Origin of the sequence: Nocardia sp. AB354 (genome assembly GCF_049538315.1) — a bacterium.
GTDB classification, from domain to species: Bacteria; Actinomycetota; Actinomycetes; order Mycobacteriales; family Mycobacteriaceae; genus Nocardia; species Nocardia nova.
The window spans coordinates 1-19,672 of the sequence record NZ_JBMVFU010000025.1 but is presented as its reverse complement, the minus strand read 5'-3'; the positions used below and the strand labels follow the sequence as shown (position 1 = coordinate 19,672).

The 19,672-nt window shown below is 67.6% G+C and carries 14 protein-coding genes and 1 tRNA gene; 9 read left to right on the top strand and 6 right to left on the bottom strand.

What is annotated here, in order from left to right; genetic code table 11:
* Positions 1-7 precede the first annotated feature (7 nt).
* A complete protein-coding gene (locus ACPCUW_RS28315) occupies positions 8-1,648 on the top strand; it encodes an N-acyl-D-amino-acid deacylase family protein (RefSeq protein WP_423428181.1) in 1,641 nt (546 codons plus the stop codon).
* Positions 1,649-1,731: 83 nt separating this feature from the next.
* Here the strand turns inward: ACPCUW_RS28315 and ACPCUW_RS28310 are convergent, their stop codons facing one another.
* Positions 1,732-3,231 carry an aldehyde dehydrogenase family protein gene (locus ACPCUW_RS28310; protein ID WP_423428179.1) on the bottom strand — a complete coding sequence of 500 codons (1,500 nt, stop codon included), beginning with the start codon at positions 3,229-3,231 and terminating at the stop codon, positions 1,732-1,734.
* A gap of 171 nt (positions 3,232-3,402) precedes the next feature.
* Between ACPCUW_RS28310 and ACPCUW_RS28305 the strand changes: the two genes are divergently transcribed.
* The 3 genes from ACPCUW_RS28305 to ACPCUW_RS28295 all read left to right on the top strand — a co-directional run bounded on the left by ACPCUW_RS28305 (position 3,403) and on the right by ACPCUW_RS28295 (position 5,759).
* Positions 3,403-4,626 carry a cytochrome P450 gene (locus tag ACPCUW_RS28305; RefSeq protein WP_423428177.1) on the top strand — a complete coding sequence of 408 codons (1,224 nt, stop codon included), beginning with the start codon at positions 3,403-3,405 and terminating at the stop codon, positions 4,624-4,626.
* A gap of 103 nt (positions 4,627-4,729) precedes the next feature.
* Positions 4,730-5,290 (top strand): DUF2165 domain-containing protein, encoded by a 561-nt coding sequence (locus tag ACPCUW_RS28300; protein ID WP_063030408.1) that lies wholly within the window; start codon positions 4,730-4,732, stop codon positions 5,288-5,290.
* A 49-nt stretch (positions 5,291-5,339) separates the two neighbouring features.
* Positions 5,340-5,759: a PPOX class F420-dependent oxidoreductase gene (locus ACPCUW_RS28295; protein WP_063017493.1), complete on the top strand. Its 420-nt coding sequence runs from the start codon at positions 5,340-5,342 to the stop codon at positions 5,757-5,759.
* On the opposite strand, the gene ACPCUW_RS28290 is transcribed toward ACPCUW_RS28295, so the two are convergent.
* The 5 genes from ACPCUW_RS28290 to ACPCUW_RS28270 form a co-directional block, all read right to left on the bottom strand.
* A complete protein-coding gene (locus ACPCUW_RS28290) occupies positions 5,741-6,556 on the bottom strand; it encodes an enoyl-CoA hydratase/isomerase family protein (protein WP_423428175.1) in 816 nt (271 codons plus the stop codon). The two genes, ACPCUW_RS28295 and ACPCUW_RS28290, sit on opposite strands and share 19 nt — an antisense overlap.
* A 301-nt stretch (positions 6,557-6,857) precedes the next feature.
* The gene (locus ACPCUW_RS28285; RefSeq protein ID WP_423428173.1) at positions 6,858-7,385 is read right to left on the bottom strand and encodes a gluconokinase; all 528 of its coding nucleotides are present in this window, start codon (positions 7,383-7,385) and stop codon (positions 6,858-6,860) included.
* 6 nt (positions 7,386-7,391) lie between these two features.
* A complete protein-coding gene (locus ACPCUW_RS28280) occupies positions 7,392-8,765 on the bottom strand; it encodes a glucose-6-phosphate dehydrogenase (protein ID WP_423428171.1) in 1,374 nt (457 codons plus the stop codon).
* Positions 8,762-10,588, bottom strand: a complete 1,827-nt coding sequence (locus tag ACPCUW_RS28275; protein WP_064906475.1) for a glycoside hydrolase family 15 protein — start codon at positions 10,586-10,588, stop codon at positions 8,762-8,764. The genes ACPCUW_RS28280 and ACPCUW_RS28275 overlap by 4 nt, the downstream gene beginning before the upstream one ends.
* A gap of 328 nt (positions 10,589-10,916) precedes the next feature.
* Positions 10,917-10,990: transfer RNA gene (locus ACPCUW_RS28270), tRNA-Arg, on the bottom strand.
* Between the two features lie 182 nt (positions 10,991-11,172).
* Here ACPCUW_RS28270 and ACPCUW_RS28265 point away from each other — a divergent pair.
* The 5 genes from ACPCUW_RS28265 to ACPCUW_RS28245 all read left to right on the top strand — a co-directional run.
* Positions 11,173-13,209: a cytochrome c oxidase assembly protein gene (locus tag ACPCUW_RS28265; RefSeq protein ID WP_423428170.1), complete on the top strand. Its 2,037-nt coding sequence runs from the start codon at positions 11,173-11,175 to the stop codon at positions 13,207-13,209.
* Positions 13,206-14,156, top strand: a complete 951-nt coding sequence (locus tag ACPCUW_RS28260; protein ID WP_423428168.1) for a threonine/serine dehydratase — start codon at positions 13,206-13,208, stop codon at positions 14,154-14,156. The genes ACPCUW_RS28265 and ACPCUW_RS28260 overlap by 4 nt, the downstream gene beginning before the upstream one ends.
* A gap of 162 nt (positions 14,157-14,318) precedes the next feature.
* Positions 14,319-14,828 carry a single-stranded DNA-binding protein gene (locus ACPCUW_RS28255; protein ID WP_082857342.1) on the top strand — a complete coding sequence of 170 codons (510 nt, stop codon included), beginning with the start codon at positions 14,319-14,321 and terminating at the stop codon, positions 14,826-14,828.
* A gap of 75 nt (positions 14,829-14,903) precedes the next feature.
* Positions 14,904-16,580: an energy-dependent translational throttle protein EttA gene (gene ettA, locus ACPCUW_RS28250; RefSeq protein ID WP_030517883.1), complete on the top strand. Its 1,677-nt coding sequence runs from the start codon at positions 14,904-14,906 to the stop codon at positions 16,578-16,580.
* A 247-nt stretch (positions 16,581-16,827) separates the two neighbouring features.
* Positions 16,828-19,672, top strand: a 2,845-nt coding sequence (locus tag ACPCUW_RS28245; protein ID WP_423428167.1) for an NAD-glutamate dehydrogenase domain-containing protein, incomplete at its 3' end; no start/stop codon positions are given.

Sequence of the window (19,672 nt, the reverse complement as noted above, 5' to 3'; positions counted from 1 at the left end):
AGGACCCATGGATCTGTTGCTGCGCCGCGCCTGGCTGGTGGACGGAAGTGGCGACCCCGGCAGGGCCGCCGAGGTGGGAATCACCGGGGACCGCATCACCGCCGTCGGCGCGCCCGGCGAGCTGACGCCGGGACCGGACACGCGCATCGTCGATCTCGACGGGCTCACCCTCACACCGGGTTTCATCGATATCCACACCCACTACGACGCGCAGATCCTCTGGGACAGCGATCTCACGCCCTCCTGCTGGCATGGTGTCACCACCGTGATCATGGGCAATTGCGGTTTCGGGGTGGCGCCGACCCGGCCGCCGCATCGCGAAATCATCGTGCGCACACTGGAAAACGTCGAGGGTATGTCGATGGAGGCGCTGAATGCCGGCATCGACTGGTGCTTCGAGACCTTCCCGCAGTATCTCGATGCCCTCGAGCGGCGCCGCAAGCGGCTCAATGTCGGTGCGTTCCTGGGACATACGCCCCTGCGGCTGTTCGTCCTGGGCGGAGAGGAACGCGCCGCCACCCCCGCGGAACTCGACACCATGCGCGCGCTGGTCCGTGAGGCGGTGACCGCCGGTGCGGTCGGACTGTCCACCTCCCGCCAACCGGCCCATCAGGGTGCGTTCGGCCGCCCGGTGCCCAGTCGCTTCGCCGAGGTCGACGAGGTCGACGCGCTGGCGGCGGAACTGGGCGCGGTGGGCAAGGGCATCCTGCAGGTGTCGATCGGGCCCGGCATGTTCGTCAACCAGTTCTCGGATCTGTCCGTGCGCTACGGCATTCCGGTCACCTGGACAGCGCTGGTGGCGCGCGCCGACAAACCCGGCGCCGCCATGCGCACGGTGGAGCGCGGCGGTGCGCTGCCCGGTGAGGTGTACCCGCAGATCGCCTGCCGGCCCATCGTGATGCAGGTCAGCCTCGCCGACCCCACGCCGCTGGGGGAGATCGACGAGTGGAAGGAAGTCCTCGCCCGGCCGCGGCAGGAACGCGCCGCGCTCTACCGGGACGCGGCATGGCGGGAGCGGGCCCGCCCGGCGACGCTGGCCGCATGGGCGCATCGGTGGCCCAAGGTCGCCGTGGAGGAAACCGTCGCCCATCCCGCCCTGGTGGGAATCCCGTTGGACCGCTTGGCCGCCGAGCGTGGTACCACCGCCTTCGACCTGATGCTCGACGTCGCGCTCGCCGACGGGATGTCGACGCGCTTCCGCGTGGTCCTCGACAACGACGGCGACGACGAGATCGGTGATCTGCTCGCCGACAAGCGCACGATCCTGGGCCTGTCCGATGCGGGCGCGCACGCCAGTCAGCTCTGCGACGCCTGCTACTCCACCCATCTGCTGGGACATTGGGTGCGCGAGCGCAAGGCCATCGGGCTGGAAGATGCGGTGTGGCGCCTGACCGGTCAGCCCGCGCACGCCTTCCGCATCCGCGAGCGCGGGCTGATTCGCGAGGGGTATTTCGCCGACCTGGTGGCCTTCGATCCCGCGACCGTCGGAACGACCCCGATCGAGCGGGTGCACGATCAGCCCGGGGGAGCGGATCGGCTCGTCGTGCGCAGCACCGGCGTCGCGCACATGTGGGTCAACGGCGTCCAGACTCGCCGTGACGGCGTGGATGTGGCCGACACGGCTGCGGGGCGGCTGCTGCGTAGCTGATCGAGTCGTTCCGGCGTGCCGAAGGGGCCGGCGAATATTGCTCGGCCCCTTGGGTATTCGCTGCGCGGCACCGGCGTGAACGGTCAATCCGTATCGATCCACACGGATTTGACCTCGAGGTATTCCTCCAGCGAATGCGGTCCCATCTCGCGTCCGTATCCGCTCATCTTGTATCCGCCGAACGGCACCGCCGGATCGAACAGCAGCATGGTGTTGACCCAGACGGTGCCGGTCCGCAATCGGGCCGCCAGCCGATGGGCGGTGCCGATGTCGCGGGTCCAGATTCCGCCCGCCAGGCCGTAATCGGAATCGTTGGCCCGCTCGGCCACCTCGTCGAGGGTGTCGAACGGCAGCACGCAGGCGACCGGACCGAAGATCTCCTCGCGCGCGATCCGCATCTCGTCGCGCACATCGGCGAATACCGTCGGCTCCACGAAATAGCCGGCGGCGAGATCGCCGATATCGACGCGCGCCCCACCGGCCGTGGTGCGCGCGCCCTCGTCCGGGCCGATCGCCAGGTATTCGCATACGCGGTCGAGTTGCTGCCGGGAGACCAGCGGGCCGATCCGGGTGCGCGGGTCCAGGCTGTTGCCGACGGTGAGCGACCGCGCGAAATCCGACAGGCGGTCGACGAATTCGTCGTAGATCGGCCGCTCGACGAAGATGCGGGTCCCGGCACAACAGGTCTGGCCCGAATTCGAGAACACGCCCATTCCGGCGCCCGGAACCGCCTTCGTCAGATCGGCATCGGCGAAGACCACGTCGGGAGATTTTCCGCCCAGTTCCACCGACACGCGTTTGAGGGTGTCGGCGCAGGAGCGGATGATCTCGCGACCCACCGCGGTCGATCCGGTGAACGCGATCTTGTCCACGCCCGGATGCACGGTCAGCGCGGCGCCGGCGGATTCACCGTCGCCGGTCACGATGTTCACCACGCCGTCGGGAATCCCGGTCTCGCTCAACAGTTCTCCGAGCCGCAGCGCGGCCAGGCTCGCCTCCTCGGCGGGTTTGAGCACGAGGGTGCATCCGGTGGCCAGCACCGGGGCGATCTTCCACACCGCGTTGGCGACCGGGCGATTCCACGGCACGATCGCGGCGACGACCCCGACCGGCTCCTTGACCGTGTAGCTGAACACCGAGCCCGGAATCGAATTCGGCAGCGTCTCACCGTGAATCTTGGTCGCCCAGCCCGCGTAGTACCGCAACACCTCGGCTTCCCAGGCGCGCGACTCCGGCCGGCGGCGGCCCAGCGGCGAACCCATATCGAGCGATTCGAGCAGGCGCAGTTCGTCGAAGTGCTCCTGCACCTTGTCCGCGAACGCCCACAGCAGGGCCTGGCGATCGCGCGGGGAGAAGTGCTGCCAGGGGCCCACCAGCGCCGAGCGGGCCGCGGTGACCGCGCGGTCGGCATCGACGGCATCGGCGGCGGCCAGTTCGGCGATCACCGCGCCGGTGGAGGGATCGATGCTGACGAAGGTGCGCCCCGAGGCCGCGGCCTCCCAACGGCCGCCGATCAGCAGGCGTTTGGTGCGACCGTCGAGGAATGCGGGGAGTGAAGCGACTGCTCCGGTGCTTGTCGACATGGAAATCCTTCCTGACCACGGCACATCGAGCGGCCGCCGCCGGACAGGTTGTGAGTAAGAACTTACTAACACATGGTAGGTCACGGCATCCGGTCATCCGCTAGAAAGTGATCACTTACCCTGTTACTGTGATTTGGCGCCCACTCGGTGCCCGAGCCGCCAGGGGAAACCATGGAGAAGACAACGCCGAACGGCATACGCCTGCCCGATGATTGGTGTCTGCGCCAGTTCGACCACCTCGCACCCGAACTCGCCGCCACACTGCCGGAGACGATGGCCCGCATGCGTGAGCTGTGCCCGGTGGCGCACAGCGACCGCTACGGCGGATTCTGGGTGGCCTCCGGATACGAGGAGGTGCTGAGCGTGGCGCAGAACTGGTCGGTGTTCAGCTCCGCGCACGGTCTGTCGGTCACGGGCACCAAGGGGGTAGTGCGCAATCTGCCTGTCGAAGTCGATCCGCCCGAACAGCGTGCCTACAAGAGCCTGATCACCCCGTACTTCACCCCCGCGGCGGTCGCCGACTGGGAACAGCCGACGCGCGATCTGGTCACTCGCCTGCTCGACGGTTTCCTCGCCGACGGGGAGTGCGAATTCATGGACGCCTTCGCGCGGCCGCTGCCCAGTCTGGCCTTCTTCGAACTCGCCATCGGCGCGCCCGCCGACGAACTCGATACGGTGTCGCGACTGGCTTCTCGGTCGTCGATTCCGAATCATCCCGAATCGCGCGAATGCTGGAAGGGCTTGTACGCCTGGGTCAAAGGCTTTCTCGCCGCCCGGCGCGAGCAACCGCCGCGCGGAGATGTGGTCGATGCGGTGCTGGCCGCCGAGATCGACGGCGTGCCGCTGACCGAGGACGAAACCATCGGAGCGGTACAACTTCTCATCCTCGGTGGGCTCGAAACCACCGCCGGTGCGCTCGGACTGATGGTGGAGCGGTTCTGCCGCGAACCGGAGATTCCGCAGTTGCTGCGCGAACGCCCCGAGCTCATGCCGAAGGCCGTCGAGGAACTGCTGCGGCTGGATTCGCCGTTCGTCTCGGTGGGCCGCACCGCGGTGCGCGAGACCGAATTGGCCGGCCACGTCATCGAATCCGGTGACAAGATGCTCATCCACTGGGCCTCGGCCAATCGTGACGCCGGCGAATTCCCGGATCCGGACCGATTCGACCCGACCCGGACTCGCAACCGCCACTTCGCCTTCGGCGCCGGCCCGCATCGCTGTGCGGGCTCCAACCTGGCCCGTTTGAACCTGCGCGTGGCGCTCGAGGAGATCGTGCGGCGCATGGATCACATCGCCGTCCGGGACCGGGCGGAGATTCGGTATCACGCCGGTCTCACCCGTTCGCCCCTGAGCCTGCCGATCACCTTCGTCGCCCGCGAACCCGATCGAACCTAGCACCGGCTGTGGCTCCCGACGGCGAAAAGCCCCTTCGCACTTGGTCGTTGATGGGAAGCCGCTGCGGTTGACGCGGTTTCGCCGAACCGTTTAGGTAAGCATCATGCGAATCGGCGGTGCGGGAATTCTCGACGTGCTCGGTAGCCGACGGACGGCGGTGGCGGTACTCGCGACGATCACCGGCTTCTACTACTTGTTCGTCGCGATCACCAACTGCACCGACACCGTCACCAATCGCCGCGGCGTGGCCGCCGTGCTCTCGATGCGGGCCACGATCCACAATCCGGGCACCGACTGGCGTGCTCTCACCAACGGCGACATCGCGCTGGTCGTCTACATCCTTGTGGTGATCTGGGAGTTCTCGATCGCTCTCGTGCTGCTCGTCGCCGCGGCCTGCTGGCTGCGGGAGCTGAGCGGGCGGCCACGCCGGGTGCCGGTGCGACCCGGCACCGCGGCGAAGCTGTCCAGTATCGGCTGGACGATGGCGGTGCTGCTGTTCGCGGGGGCGTTCCTGACCGTCGGCGGGGAGTGGTTCCGGATGTGGGCGAACAAGGAGGTCAACGCCTCCTCGGCGGCGTTGCAGAACTTCCTGATCGCCGGCATCGGCCTGGTGCTGGTACATCTGCCCGACTCGGCGCCACGGGCCGCCGCGCCGTCGGAATGAGTTGCGGCTGTGCGGGAACAGTGTCCGCGCGGCCGGGGTTGCAGCGCGTATGGAACTCGACACCGCGCTCGACTTCGCCCGTACGACCTCGCGGTCCGTCCTGACCACCCTGCGCCGCAACGGGCGTCCACAGCTGTCGAACGTCACCCACTGGGTCGCCCCCGACGGCATCATCCGGATCTCCATCACGGCGGACCGGGCCAAATACGCCAATCTGCGCCGGGAGCCGTGGGCGGCCCTGCACGTCACCCGTGACGACTTCTGGGGCTACGCCGTCCTGGAGGCCGATGTCGAACTGACCCCGGTGGCCGCGACCGCCGACGACGCCACCGTCGAGGAGCTGATCGCCTACTACCGGGCGCTCAGCGGCGAGCATCCGGACTGGGCGGACTATCGCCGCGCGATGGTCGCCGACCGCCGGGTGATCGCGCGTCTGCGTCCCACCCGCGCCTACGGCATGCTGCCCTGAGGCCTGCGCTCGCCGGACGTGGGCAGCCCCTCGGGAATCCATTGCGGCGCACGCTTTTCCATGAAGGCACGCATTCCCTCCCGCGGTTCCGGCGAGGTTTCCAGGGCGAGGAACATGGTCTGATAGTCGATGCTGCCGTAGCGCTCGTTCAGCATGCGTTTCACCTGGGCGCGGGCCTGCGGTGCGGTCTGCAGGATTTCGGAGACGGCCGCGACGGCCTCCTCGCGTAGCCGCTCGTGCGCCACCACCCGGCTGATGACGCCGAGTCGCCGCGCTTCGTCCGCGTCGAATCGCCGCGCCGACAACAGCAGATCCCGAGCCACCGCCACGCCGACATGGGCGGGCAGCACCGCGGCGAAGGTGGCGTCGGGAATGCCGCGCAGTAGCTCCGGCACCCGGAACACAGCCCGCTCGCTGGCGACCGCGATATCGGACATCATCGCGATGAGCAGACCGCCCGCCTGACAGATCCCGTTCACCGCCGACACCACCGGAGCGCGGCTGTCACGGATGGCGAGGAAGGGCAGCACATCCTGACCCGACAGCTCCGGCGGCAACGCATCCCCGGGCTCGGCGCGCCCGCCCAGGTCGCCGCCCGGCGCGAACACGTCATCGGTCCCGGTGATGATCAACGCCGCCAGATCCGGATCCGAATTGACCAGGTGCACCGCACGTTTGATGCCGAAATACATCGCCGGCGTCAGCGCGTTGCGTGCTGCGGGCCGGTCGATCACGCACCATCCGATCACGCCGTCGCGCTCGAATCGCAGCCCCGCCGCACCGAGATCGTCAGTCATGGAGTAAGAATATCAATCTCATTTATTGGATATTCCATTCTCATCCGGGCGGCTCGACTTCACCGGCGCATAACCTTGCGGCAACGTTGGGCATGCATGCTGGCACCCTCCGCTGAATCGAAAGGTAAGACCCGAATGGACTTTCTGACTGTGCTCGTGGACATGTTGGCTGCGCTGGGGGCCAGCGGTAGCGCGGGCTGACCACCCATCACGACACAACCCGGCCCACCACATCACGGATGTGGTGGGCCGCAGGCGTTCCGGGGACAGTTTCGAGCATCGCTCACCGCGTGGGAAGAGATCATCCGGTCAGAAAGGCGACGGCCTGGTCGGCGACGGCTTCCGGCGTCCGGTCGGCGTGCAGGATGAGGCCGCGTTCGGCGGGTTCGAGCGGTTCGAGTGTCGCGAGCTGGGATTCGAGCAGCGACACCGGCATGTAGTGGCCGTGGCGGTGGGAGATGCGTTCGCTGAGGGTTTCCCGGTCGGCGATCAGGAGCAGGAAGACGGTCTCCGGCGCGGCGGAGCGCAGGATGTCGCGGTAGCGGCGTTTGAGCGCCGAACAGGCGACCACACCGCCGTCTTCGCGGAGATGGCGGTCGCGCAGCCAGTGGCTCACCGACATCAGCCAGGGTTCGCGATCGGCGTCGCTCAGTGCGATGCCGGCGGTCATCTTGGCGATATTGGCCGGCGGATGGAAGTCGTCCGCGTCGGCGAACGGCAGGTCGAGCCGTGCGGCGAGCAGCCGGGCCGTCGTGGTCTTGCCGGTTCCCGACACTCCGGTCACGACGACGCAGGGCGGGACCGTCCGGCGGGGCGTCTGCGCGGGCACAGTTGATCATTCGCTGGTATCGGCGCCGGCCGGTCCCTGCGACCCGGCCGGATACTCGTCGAGCGGCACCACATCGCGCGACCACGCCGACAGGATCGGAGTCACCACGCGCCAAGCCTGTTCGGCCTCGTCCGCGCGGATCGAGAGGGCCGGGTCACCGTTCAGTACGTCGAGCAGGAGCCTGCCGTAGGCCGGCAACTCCGGCGGTTGCACCTGAGCGGTCAGAGTGAGCGGCACCAGGGTCCCGGCGGTGGCGCCGACGGCCGTCAGACCGAGCGACAGGCTTTCGGGGTCGAGCCCGAACCGCAGCACATTGGGCTCCGGCGTTCCCTGATGGCCGAAGGGCATATGCGGGACCGGGCGGAAATGGACGGCGACCTCGTTGCGATCGGTCCCGAGTGCCTTGCCGCTGCGGAGCACGAAGGTCGTTCCCGACCACCGCCAGCTGTCCAGCGTCAGTTCGACCTCGGCGAAGGTCTCGGTCCGGCGACGCGGGTCGACGCCCTCCTCGTCGACGTAGGAAGGAACGTCGCGATCGCCGATCCGTCCCGCGAGATACCGTCCGCGACGCGTGCGGGCGGCGACATCGGCATCGGTCAGCGGACGCACCGAGCGCAGCACATCGACCTTGCGGTCGCGCAGGTCCCGTTCGGACAGCGTGATCGGGGGTTCCATGGCGATCAGGCACAGCAATTGCAACAGATGGTTCTGCACCATGTCCTTGAGCGCGCCGACGTGGTCGTAGTATCCGGCCCTGCCCTCGAGGGTGAGGGTTTCGTCCCAGACAATTTCCACCTTGGCGATATGCGCGCTGTTCCAAATGGATTCGAGGACGCGATTGGCCAGCCTGCTGCCGAGCAGATTCTGCACCGTGGTCATGGCGAGGAAGTGGTCCACGCGGAAGACGGCTCGCTCGGGCACCAGATCGGCCAGTAGCCGATTCAGTTTCTCGGCACTGTCGAGGTCTTCGCCGAACGGTTTCTCGAGCACGATCCCGCTGCCCGCGGGCAGTCCCACCTCGTGCAGGGTCGTGATCGCGGCGGGAAACACCGCCGGGGGCAGGGCGAGGTACACCGCCACCGGACCGTCGCCGGCGATCGCCGCCGCCACCTCGTCGGCGTTCTGGATGTCGGCCCTGCGGTACCGCGTCGCGGCGGCGACCGCCTTCCGGGCGTCGGGCGCCGCCTCCGCGGCATGGTCCTCGAGCTGGGCTACCACCCACTCGTGGCACTCTTCGTCGCTGCGGCCCTTGCGATCGGCGCACACCACCTCGAAACGGCTGTCCAGATGCCCGGCCTGGAACAGGGCGGCCACGGCCGGCAAGAGGTAGCGCCCAGCGAGATCACCGGTGCCGCCGAAGACGGCCAGACGCGTGATCATGTCGCACCTGCCTTCGCTCGCGCGAGTTTCACCCCGCTGGAAATGATGCCGATATGACTGAACGCCTGCGGAAAATTACCCATGAACGTGCCGGTCGTCGGGTCGATCTGCTCCGCGAGCAGGCCGACGGTGCTCGCGCGGGCACACAGGGAGGTGTAGAGCCGCTCGGCGTCCTCGAGCCGTCCCTGCGCGGTGAGGTTGTCGACCATCCAGAAACTGCACAGGACGAACGCGCCCTCGTTGCCGGGCAGGCCGTCCGGTGATTCGTCGTGCAGGTAGCGATACAACAGTCCGTCGCCGGCTCCGAGCCGATCGGCCACCGCCTCGGTCGTCGCCGTCATGCGTGGATGATCGGCGGGCACGACGCGGCGCAGCGGCAGCGCCAGCAAACTCGCATCCAACTCGCCGCCACCATCCAGATGGGCGCTGAGGGTGTGGGCCCGCTCGTCCCACGAGTTCTTGAGGATCGCCTCGCGGATCTCGTTCGCGGTACTGCGCCACATCGCGACGGGACCCGGCAGGTCGAATCGTTCCCCGATCGACGCGGCGCGGTGCAGTGCCACCTGGCACAGCGCCGCGGAATAAGTGAAAACCCGGCCCGGGCTGCGCACTTCCCAGATGCCCTGGTCCGGCTCCTGCCACGATCGGCCTGCGGCCTCCGCCAGATCCGACAGATTCGACCACAGCAGCGGCTGCAACTCACCGCCGGTGCGCAGCCATTGGTCGGCGCAGTCGAGGATCTCGCCGTAGACGTCGTGCTGGCGCTGGTCGGTGGCTCCGTTGCCCCAGCGCACCGGCCCGCTTCCGCGGTAGCCCTCCAGGCCGGTGTCCACCATCTCGTCCGGAACCGGATCGCCGTCGATGTCGTACATGATGCGTGGCTCGCCGCTGCGCTCGAACGCGTCGAGCACCCAGCCCAGGAAGGCGTCGGCCTCGTTGCGGAAACCGATGCGGCGCAAGGCATAGACGGCATACGACGCGTCGCGGATCCAGACGTAGCGATAGTCCCAGTTGCGGACGCCGCCGATGGGCGCCGGCAGCGACGAGGTGGGTGCCGCCACGACGGATCCGCTCACCCAGTGGTCGCAGAGTTTGAGCGTGATCGCGGAGCGCCGGACCAGTGCCTGCTCGGGACCGTCGTAGACACACGTCCGCATCCACGAGCGCCAGGCGTCGGCGGTGTGGCGCAGCATCGCCGCGGCGTCGAAGCGATGGTGGCGGTGGAAGCGCCCCCACGACAGCACGAGCTCCAGCCGCTCGCCCTGGACCAGGTCGAAGGTGGTGTGCACGCCGTCCAGCGGCCGGTCGGCGCGCAGATGCAGCCGCAGGTTCGGTTGCGAGGCGACCCGGATCTCCAGCCCGCTGAGCACCGGCCGCAACTGCGCACCCCCCTGCGGCGCGATCTCGACCGCCACCCGGACGTGCCCGCTGACGACGATCGCGGAGCGAACCAGTTCCGAGCGATCGGCGGGCGCGTCGTCGCCGAGATCGGAGCCGGGGCGCACTACCATGGCGTCTGTCACTCGGAGAACGCCGGTGGCGCTGCGCAATTCGGTTTCCAGCACGCCGGTGTCCGGCTGATAGCGCTGGCGACCTTCCAAAGGATCGGCCGGCGCGACGGTGAAGTGGCCGCCGCGGGCATGGTCGAGCAGCCCGCAGAACAGCGGTTGGGTGTCGAAGCGCGGCAGGCACAGCCACGGGATCGAACCGTCCATCCCGACCAGCGCGGCCGTCGTACCGTCTCCGATCAGACCGTAGTCCTCCAGCGGGAGATACCCGTCGCTCCGGTGGATCGGCCGGAACGGTGGATCGGGATCGTGCACGCCACCCCCTTCCACGAGTGGAACGCCCGGCGACAACTAGAGGGAAGGCTATCAGCTGGCATCCGGTGGGAAACCGGAACAGAGCGGCCGATACCTGCCTGAAACCGCGAATAATCGACTGGCTGGCTAACGCAGGCTTTCCCGGCGGGATGCACAGGCCGAAGGGCGGCCGGAGACTCGGGGGTGTGGGATGCGGCGCTCACTGCCCGTCGGCGTGCGAGGCTCGCCCGGCGACCGACCTTCCGCAAAAATTCCTGGGTGTTTAGCCGTCGAAGCGAGTGGGTAACCACAGTCCAACCCGGAGTATACGCAGGTCAGAGTGGTAAAGCGCCCCCGGCAGGAATCGAACCTGCGACCTAGGGATTAGAAGGCCCTTGCTCTATCCAACTGAGCTACGGAGGCATGGCAGTACCAAACACCATGCCCGGTTTGGGGCAGCGTGTCCAGCGAGTTGATTATAGCGAGCGTCCAGATCGGTGCTGGTCATCGACAACGCCGTGGACGACTGTCGCCCTCGTCACAGCGAGCGGGGCGGATTCGGGCCGGGAAGGCTGTGAGGTGGGCCGCCAACTACGCTGAATAGTATGTCGTCACCGCAGGACCCGCCCGTCGAAGCCGACCCCCAGGCCGTGCGGCCGGAGGCGACGGCGTTCCCGGTGCTGGCGGTGGTGGCGGTAGGTCTGACCGCGCTGGTCGCGCCGATCGTGGTGAGTCTGTCCGCGGCGCAGGCGCTGACTCTGCTCGGCATTCCCGACCCCGGCCCGCTGACCACCTACGGTCTGCCCGCAGTGCGGGCGGTGGCCGATTTCTCGGCCGCGATCGCGGTCGGGTCGCTGCTGTTCGCGGCCTTCCTGTGCCCACCGCAGCGCGATGGTCTGCTCGATGTCGGCGGTTACCGAGCCTTGCGTCGCGCGGGGATCGCGGCGCTGGCCTGGGCGGTGACCTCGGCTCTGCTGGTGCCGTTGACGCTGTCGGACACCACCGGCCAGCCCGTGCGCTCGGTGTTGCGGCCCGATCAGATCTGGCATGCCATCGGCAAGGTCGATGTCGCGGGATCCTGGCGCGCCACCGCGATCATGGCGATTCTGCTCGCCATCGGCTGCCGGCTGGCCTTGCGCTGGGGCTGGACACCCGTGTTGTTCGCCTGGTCGCTGCTGTGCCTGATTCCGGTTGCGCTGACCGGACATTCGTCGTCGGGTGGCGCCCACGATGTGGCGACGAACAGCCTGATCCTGCATCTGGTCGGCATGGCCGTGTGGGTCGGCGGACTGTTCGCGGTCCTCGCCTATGCCATGCGCGGTGGAAAGTACACCGGTCTCGCCGCACGACGATTCTCCCTGGTGGCGACGTGCGCGTTCGCGGTCGTCGCGGTGTCGGGGGTGCTCAACGCCTGGGTGCGGGTGCCGTGGGATGAACTGTTCACCACCACCTACGGCCGGTTGGTGATCGCGAAAACGGTCGCACTCTGCCTGCTCGGTGTCGCCGGATTCCTCCAGCGCCGCCGCGCCCTTCCGGCGCTGGCGGACAATCCCCGCGACCGCTCGGCCTTGATCAGTTACGCCGGAGTCGAGATCTTGATCTTCGCGGCCACGATCGGCCTGGCCGTCGGGCTCGGCCGCACCCCGCCGCCGGATCTCAAACGGGTGCCCTCGCCCGCGGAGGTCGAACTCGGCTACAACCTCGCCGGGCCGCCGACCGTCGGCCGCATCCTGTTCGACTGGCGCTTCGACATCATGTTCGGCACCCTCGCCATCGTGCTGGCGGTGCTGTATCTGGTGGGCGTGCGGCGCCTGCGCGCACGTGGCGACGCCTGGCCGATGGGGCGGACCGTGGCGTGGCTGTGCGGTTGTGCGGTGCTGCTGATCGCGACGAGTTCCGGGGTGGGCCGGTACGCCCCGGCCATGTTCAGCGTGCATATGGCCCAGCACATGCTGCTGTCGATGCTCGCGCCGGTGCTGTTCGCACTAGGGGGCCCGGTGCTGCTGGCTCTGCGCGCCCTGCCCGCTGCCGGCCGCGACGCACCGCCCGGGCCGCGGGAATGGGTGCTTGCCGCGGTACACAACCCGGTCTCGCGTTTCCTGACCCAGCCGGCTGTCGCTGCGGCGTTGTTCATCCTCGGCTTCTACGCGCTGTATCTGGGCGGCATCTTCGATGCGGTGGTCGGCGAGCACGGCGCCCATCTGGCCATGAATCTGCACTTCCTGGTGTCGGGCTACCTGTTCTACTGGGTCGTTCTCGGTATCGACCCCAAACCGCGCCAGGTCCAGCCGCTCACGAAGGTCGGCATGGTGTTCGGATCGCTTCCGTTCCACGCCTTCTTCGGCGTCGCGCTGATGAGCATGACCACGGTGATGGGCGAGTGGTTCTATCGCGGGCTCGGATTGAGCTGGAACACCGATCTGCTCGGCGATCAGCGCACCGGCGGCGGGCTGGCCTGGGCCAGCGGTGAGATTCCGCTGGTCCTGGTGATGCTGGCGCTGCTGGTGCAATGGTCGCGCAGCGACAACCGCACGGCCAAGCGCTTCGACCGGGCCGCCGAGCGCGACCACGACGCCGCCCTCGCCGCGCACAACGCCATGTTCGCCGAACTGGCCAAACGTGACCGCGAGGTGAAACCGTGACCGAGGCGCCCGCGCAGATCCCGCGCCTTTTTCGCGCCGATATCCGGGCCGCCTGCGAGCGGCTGGGTAACGACGTGCGGGTCACGCCCGTATTCCACACCGAGGTGGCCGGTCCCGAGGGGCCGGTCAAGGTCACTCTGAAGCTCGAACATCTGCAGTACGGCGGCACGTTCAAGGTGCGCGGCAGTCTCAACGCGCTGCTGCAGTCGGAGGACGACGGCAGGCCGGTGGTGATCGCCTCCGGTGGCAACGCGGGGATCGCCGCGGCGCTGGCCTGCGCGTTGCGCGGCCGCCCCTGTACCGTCGTCGTCCCGGAAACCGCACCGCACACCAAGGTCGCGGCGATGTGGGGATACGGCGCGGAAGTGCTGTGGCACGGAACGACCTATGCCGAATCCAAACGCCACGCCGACGCGGTGACCGCGGATCGGAACGCGCTGCAACTGCACGCCTACGATCTGCCGGCGGTGGTTGCCGGGGCCGGTGTGGTGGGGCTCGAGATCGAGCGTCAGGTGCGCGGACGGCCGCCGGTGCTGATGGCGGTCGGCGGCGGGGGCCTGATGGCCGGTATCGCGATCGCGCTCGGCCCGCGGTCACGAGTGATCGGCGTCGAACCCAAGGGCGCGCCGACGCTGTACGCGGCGCTGTCGGCGGGGCGCCCGGTCGATGTGCCGGTCGACAGCATCGCGGCGGATGCGCTGGGCGCCACCAGGATCGGCGATATCGCGCTCGATACCGCGATTCGCTACGGCGTCGGCTCGGTCCTGGTGGGCGACGACGCGATCGCGATGGCACGCGAATATCTGTGGCGGGAATTCCGGCTGGTCGTGGAGCCGGCGGGCGCGGTCGCCCTGGCCGCGGTACAGAGTGGGGCCTATGTCCCGGAGCCCGGCGAGCGGCCGGTGATCGTGCTGTGCGGCGCCAATACGGACGTGAGCAACCTCTGACCACGTGGACTCCGGAACGGGTCCTGTTCACACCCACGCGAGTTGTCCACATATTCGCATCCGGGGCTGGTGAGGCGTCGCGGCATCGGCGACGCTGAGTAGGTCACGTCGGCCGAGGGCGCCGCGGACGGGGGCGCAGTCGAATCGCGAAGGGGGACAACCATGTACGAGGCGAATACCGCCGTTATCGGCACCGTCGTCACACATCCCGTACGGCGGAGCCTGCCGGGTGGTGAACAGGTGATCAGCTTCCGGATGGCCAGCAATGCTCGCCGCTTCGATCGCGATACCGGCGGATGGGTGGACAGCGGCACCCTGTTTCTGACGGTGACCTGCTGGCGCCGCCTGGTGGAGGGGGTCGACGCGTCCATCCGTCGAGGGGATCCGATCATCGCCTACGGTCAGCTGCGCACCAACGAGTACCGGACCAGGGAAGGTGTGCAACGCCACGATCTCGAGATGCGAGCCGCCGCGCTGGGGCCCGACCTGGGCCGCTGTGCCGCTCCGGTGCTGCGGCGGGGCGGCGCCCGGAACTCCGGCCCGGACCTACACGTTGTCCCCGAAGGGGACGACGCGGTGCCACAGGCGCCGCCGGGCGAGTCCGGACCTGCCACGGGCGAGGGATCGACTACGGTCGAGCCGGTCTCCGCGGCGGCCGCCGACGCCGGATGACTACCGTTACCTCTGCTCCGCTCGCGCGGTCCTCCGTTTCGACCCACTGGTTCCGACACCGATAGGCTTTCCTACATGGCTGAGTTCATTTACCAGATGAAGAAAGTTCGCAAGGCGCATGGCGACAAGGTCGTCCTCGACGATGTGACCTTGAACTTCCTTCCGGGCGCCAAAATCGGCGTCGTCGGTCCGAACGGCGCCGGTAAATCGAGCGTGCTGAAGATCATGGCCGGACTGGACCAGCCGAACAACGGTGACGCCTTCCTGGCGCCCGGAGCCACGGTCGGCATCCTGCAGCAGGAGCCGCCGCTGAACGAGGAGAAGACCGTCCGCGGCAACGTGGAGGAAGGCCTCGGCGAGATCAAGGTGAAGCTGGACCGCTTCAACGAGATCGCCGAACTCATGGCCACCGACTACTCCGACGAGCTCATGGATGAAATGGGCAAGCTGCAGGAGGACCTGGACCACGCCGACGCGTGGGATATCGACTCCCAGCTCGAGCAGGCCATGGACGCACTGCGCTGCCCGCCGCCGGACGAGCCGGTCGGCAACCTCTCCGGCGGTGAGCGCCGCCGGGTGGCGCTGTGCAAGCTGCTGCTGAGCAAGCCTGATCTGCTGCTGCTCGACGAGCCCACCAACCACCTCGACGCCGAGAGCGTCAACTGGCTCGAACAGCATCTGGCCCAGTACCAGGGCGCGGTCCTCGCGGTCACGCACGACCGGTACTTCCTGGACAATGTCGCCGGCTGGATCCTCGAGCTCGACCGCGGCCGGGCCTACCCCTATGAGGGCAACTACTCCACCTACCTGGAGAAGAAGGCCGAGCGACTCGAGGTTCAGGGCAAGAAGGACCAGAAGCTGCAGAAGCGGCTCAAGGAGGAGCTGGCCTGGGTGCGTTCGGGCGCCAAGGCTCGCCAGGCCAAGAACAAGGCCCGCCTCGGCCGCTACGAGGAGATGGCCGCCGAAGCGGAGAAGATGCGCAAGCTGGACTTCGAGGAGATCCAGATTCCGCACGGCCCGCGCCTGGGCAATGTGGTGGTCGAGGTCGAGCACCTGGACAAGGGGTTCGGCGACCGGCAGCTGATCAAGGATCTGTCGTTCACCCTGCCGCGCAACGGCATCGTCGGCGTGATCGGCCCGAACGGTGTCGGTAAGTCGACACTGTTCAAGACGATCGTCGGACTCGAGCAGCCCGACAGCGGCGAGGTCAAGGTCGGCGACACGGTGAAGCTGAGCTATGTCGACCAGAACCGCGCCGGCATCGACCCGAAGAAGACGGTCTGGCAGGTGGTCTCCGACGGGCTCGACTACATCGAGGTCGGCAATCAGGAGATGCCTTCGCGCGCTTATGTTTCCGCCTTCGGCTTCAAGGGCCCGGATCAGCAGAAGCCGGCCGGTGTGCTGTCCGGTGGTGAACGCAACCGCCTGAACCTGGCGCTGACCCTCAAGCAGGGCGGCAACCTGATCCTGCTCGACGAGCCCACCAACGACCTCGATGTGGAGACTCTCGGCTCGCTGGAGAACGCGCTGGAGAACTTCCCCGGCTGCGCCGTCGTCATCTCCCACGACCGGTGGTTCCTCGACCGCACGTGTACCCACATCCTCGCGTGGGAGGGCGACGACTCGAATCCGGCCAAGTGGTTCTGGTTCGAGGGCAACTTCGAGGCATACGAGGCCAACAAGGTCGAGCGCCTGGGCCCGGAGGCGGCCCGTCCGCACCGCGTTACTCACCGTAAGCTGACTCGCGACTGACCTTTCGGCTCGCGCAGTCGACCGACCACCCGGACGTGCGTCAATCTCTCAGGGGCGCAACGTCATCGCGGCCTACCCGGGTCTCGGCGTAGGCTGCGAACACGGGCGTACCAACCGGCCCGTTCGAGGTAGCTGAGCGTCGCCGAGGGTTTAGAAGGAATACACCCCGGCGCCTCGGCTACCCAGCTACTCTCGACCCCGGCGTCACTTTGTTGCGGAACCGAATCCGAGGGAGTTGGCGAAAAAAATGACGGTCTCGTCCGAATTGTCCAGTAACGCGTGGGCGGAGAGTCTGCCGGAGCCGCTGCGGGGAGAACTCGCAACGCTCGAATCGGCGTACTTCCGTCACGTGGATGCCGGCGATGTGGACTGTGCGATCACCGGAAGTTCGGCGCTGGTCTTCCGACGGCATCTCGAACTGGGCTTGCAACGTCCCCCGGGCGCGGCGCGCGTGCGGGTGTACCACCCCGACGACGGCAGCGGCATCGGGGCGGCGGTGCAACTGGTCACCGACGATATGCGTCTGCTCGTCGAATCGGTGGCTTCGGCCCTGACCCGGATCGGCGCCACCGTCAGCGAAGTGATCCATCCGATCTTCGAGGTGATGCGCGACGACGAGGGGCGGCTGCATTCCGCGGCCCCGCACGAGGTCGACGGCAACGGTGTCACCGGCTTGCGCGAATCCTGGATTCACGTGCAGCTGCATCCGTCCACGAGCCGCGACGTCCTCGAGCGCATCGAGGCCGAGGTGCCCGATGTGCTCACCGACGTACGCCAGGTCATCGGCGATACCGAAGCGATGCGGGCGGTGCAGGATCGCCTCGCCCGCGAGCTGATCCGGACCGCGGATGCGGGATCCTCGCCGTACCCGGTCACGGACCTGGTGGACTGCGCGCATCTGCTCCGCTGGCTGGCAGACGGGCATTTCACCCTCCTCGGCTACGCCCGCTTCCAGCGTCGCCCCGCGGCCGGTGCGGAAGCGAAATCCGTTGTCGTGCCGGACAGTTGCCTCGGTGTCCTGCGACCCAACGTCGGGACCGACTTCCAGGTTCCGGGCGACGGCGGCCGGCGTCCGCTGCTGATGCTCACCCAGGGGCTGGTCCCGGCGACGGTGCACCGCTCGGTCTATCCGTATTTCATCGGTGTCGCGGAAACCGACGCCTCGGGCACGGTCGTCGGCGAACATCTGTTCATCGGTGTGTTCACCGTCGCCGCCCTGCACGAGAACGTGCTCGATATTCCGGTGATCGCGCGCCGGGTGCGCACCGTGATCGAACAATGCGGATTCGATCTCGAATCGTTCTCGGGCCAGGCGATGCTCGAGGTGATCCAGTCCTTCCCACGTACCGAGTTGTTCTCCTCGGATATCGACACGATGCGGCGGACCGCCAGCGCCGTGCTCAGCGTGGGCATGCGTCGACAGGTGCGGCTGTTCCTCCGCCAGGATTCCTACGGTCGTTTCGTGGCCGCCATGGTGTATTTGCCGCGCGACCGCTACACCACCCGGGTTCGGCTCGAGATCCAGGACATCCTGGTTCGCGAGTTGGGCGGTGTATCGATCGACTACTCGGCGCGCGTGTCCGAAAACGAGCTCGCCAGCGTGTATTTCACCGTGCATCTGCCCGAACCGGGCACTCGGGTCGATACCTCCGAGGCCAACCGGTTGCGGATTCAGAATATGCTCGCCGAGGCCAGCCGCACCTGGGACGATCATCTGCGCGACGAGGTGGCTCGGTCCACCGTGCTGGATCCCGCTGTCGTGCAACGGTATGCGGCCGCACTGCCCGACGGGTACAAGGAGGATTTCGGACCTTCCCGGGCGCTGGCCGACATCGTGCGGCTGGAGCGCCTCGCCGGCGAGACCATCGATCAGCATCTGTATCGCAGGCCGGACGCCGCGCCCGGGTCGTGGCGATTCACTCTGTACGTCGGCAGCGGTATTTCGCTGAGCCAGGTGTTGCCACTGTTGCAGAGCCTGGGTGTCGAGGTGGTCGACGAACGGCCCTACGAGGTCGAATTCGGCGACGGCCGGAGGGCGTGGATCTACGATTTCGGTTTGCAGGCCCGACCCGACCTGCTGCGAATGTCGTTGGACCGCAACATGGATGCGGAGCTGGTGGAAACCGCCGACCGGCTCGATCTCCTCGACGCGCAGGAACGTGGATTACGCGAGCGCTTCACCGAGGCGTTCGACGCCCTCTGGCACGGCCGGGCGGAAAGCGATCCCCTCAACGAGTTGGTGTTACGGGCCGGACTGCAGTGGCGGTCGGTGTCGATTCTGCGCGCCTATTCGAAGTACTTGCAGCAGGCGGACTTTCCGTACAGTCAGGCCAATATCGCTCGCGTTCTGCTCGCCTCGCCGGATATCGCGCAGCTGTTCGTCGGACTGTTCGAGGCCATGTTCGATCCCGATTCGGCCTCCGCGGATCGTGCGGACGAGCTGCGTGCGGCAGTGCGGGAACGGATCAACGAGGTCGTGAGCCTGGATGCCGACCGCATTCTGCGTGCCATCCTCGGTGTCGTCACCGCCACGCTGCGTACCAACTACTACGTCGTCGACGCCGACGGGTTGCCGCGTGACTACCTGTCACTGAAGGTCGAGCCGCACGCGATTTCGGAGCTCCCGCGGCCGCGGCCGCAGTTCGAGATCTTCGTATATTCCCCGCGGGTCGAGGGCGTCCATCTACGTTTCGGCCCGGTGGCGCGTGGTGGTTTGCGGTGGTCGGATCGCCTGGAAGATTTCCGGACCGAGATTCTGGGTCTGGTGAAGGCGCAGGCGGTGAAGAACGCGGTGATCGTGCCGGTCGGCGCCAAGGGCGGGTTCGTGGTGAAACGCCCGCCGGCGCCCAGTGGCGATCCGGCAACCGATCGCCAGGCCCTGCAGGGCGAAGGAGTGGAGTGCTATCGCACCTTCATCAGCGGTCTGCTGGATGTGACCGACAATGTCGATCACGCCAGCGGTGAGGTGATTCCGCCGGCGCGGGTGGTGCGCCGCGACGGTGACGACACCTATCTGGTGGTCGCGGCGGACAAGGGGACTGCGACATTCTCCGATATCGCCAACGACGTCGCCAAGAAATACGGTTTCTGGT

Bases quoted from the DNA above. Each gene is read 5' to 3' on its own strand.
- ettA (WP_030517883.1), top strand. From the start codon at position 14,904: ATGGCTGAGTTCATTTACCAGATGAAGAAAGTTCGCAAGGCGCATGGC.
- ACPCUW_RS28290 (WP_423428175.1), bottom strand. From the start codon at position 6,556: ATGACTGACGATCTCGGTGCGGCGGGGCTGCGATTCGAGCGCGACGGC.
- ACPCUW_RS28265 (WP_423428170.1), top strand. From the start codon at position 11,173: ATGTCGTCACCGCAGGACCCGCCCGTCGAAGCCGACCCCCAGGCCGTG.
- ACPCUW_RS28295 (WP_063017493.1), top strand. From the start codon at position 5,340: ATGGAACTCGACACCGCGCTCGACTTCGCCCGTACGACCTCGCGGTCC.
- ACPCUW_RS28310 (WP_423428179.1), bottom strand. From the start codon at position 3,231: ATGTCGACAAGCACCGGAGCAGTCGCTTCACTCCCCGCATTCCTCGAC.
- ACPCUW_RS28280 (WP_423428171.1), bottom strand. From the start codon at position 8,765: ATGATCACGCGTCTGGCCGTCTTCGGCGGCACCGGTGATCTCGCTGGG.
- ACPCUW_RS28305 (WP_423428177.1), top strand. From the start codon at position 3,403: ATGGAGAAGACAACGCCGAACGGCATACGCCTGCCCGATGATTGGTGT.
- ACPCUW_RS28255 (WP_082857342.1), top strand. From the start codon at position 14,319: ATGTACGAGGCGAATACCGCCGTTATCGGCACCGTCGTCACACATCCC.
- ACPCUW_RS28315 (WP_423428181.1), top strand. From the start codon at position 8: ATGGATCTGTTGCTGCGCCGCGCCTGGCTGGTGGACGGAAGTGGCGAC.
- ACPCUW_RS28300 (WP_063030408.1), top strand. From the start codon at position 4,730: ATGCGAATCGGCGGTGCGGGAATTCTCGACGTGCTCGGTAGCCGACGG.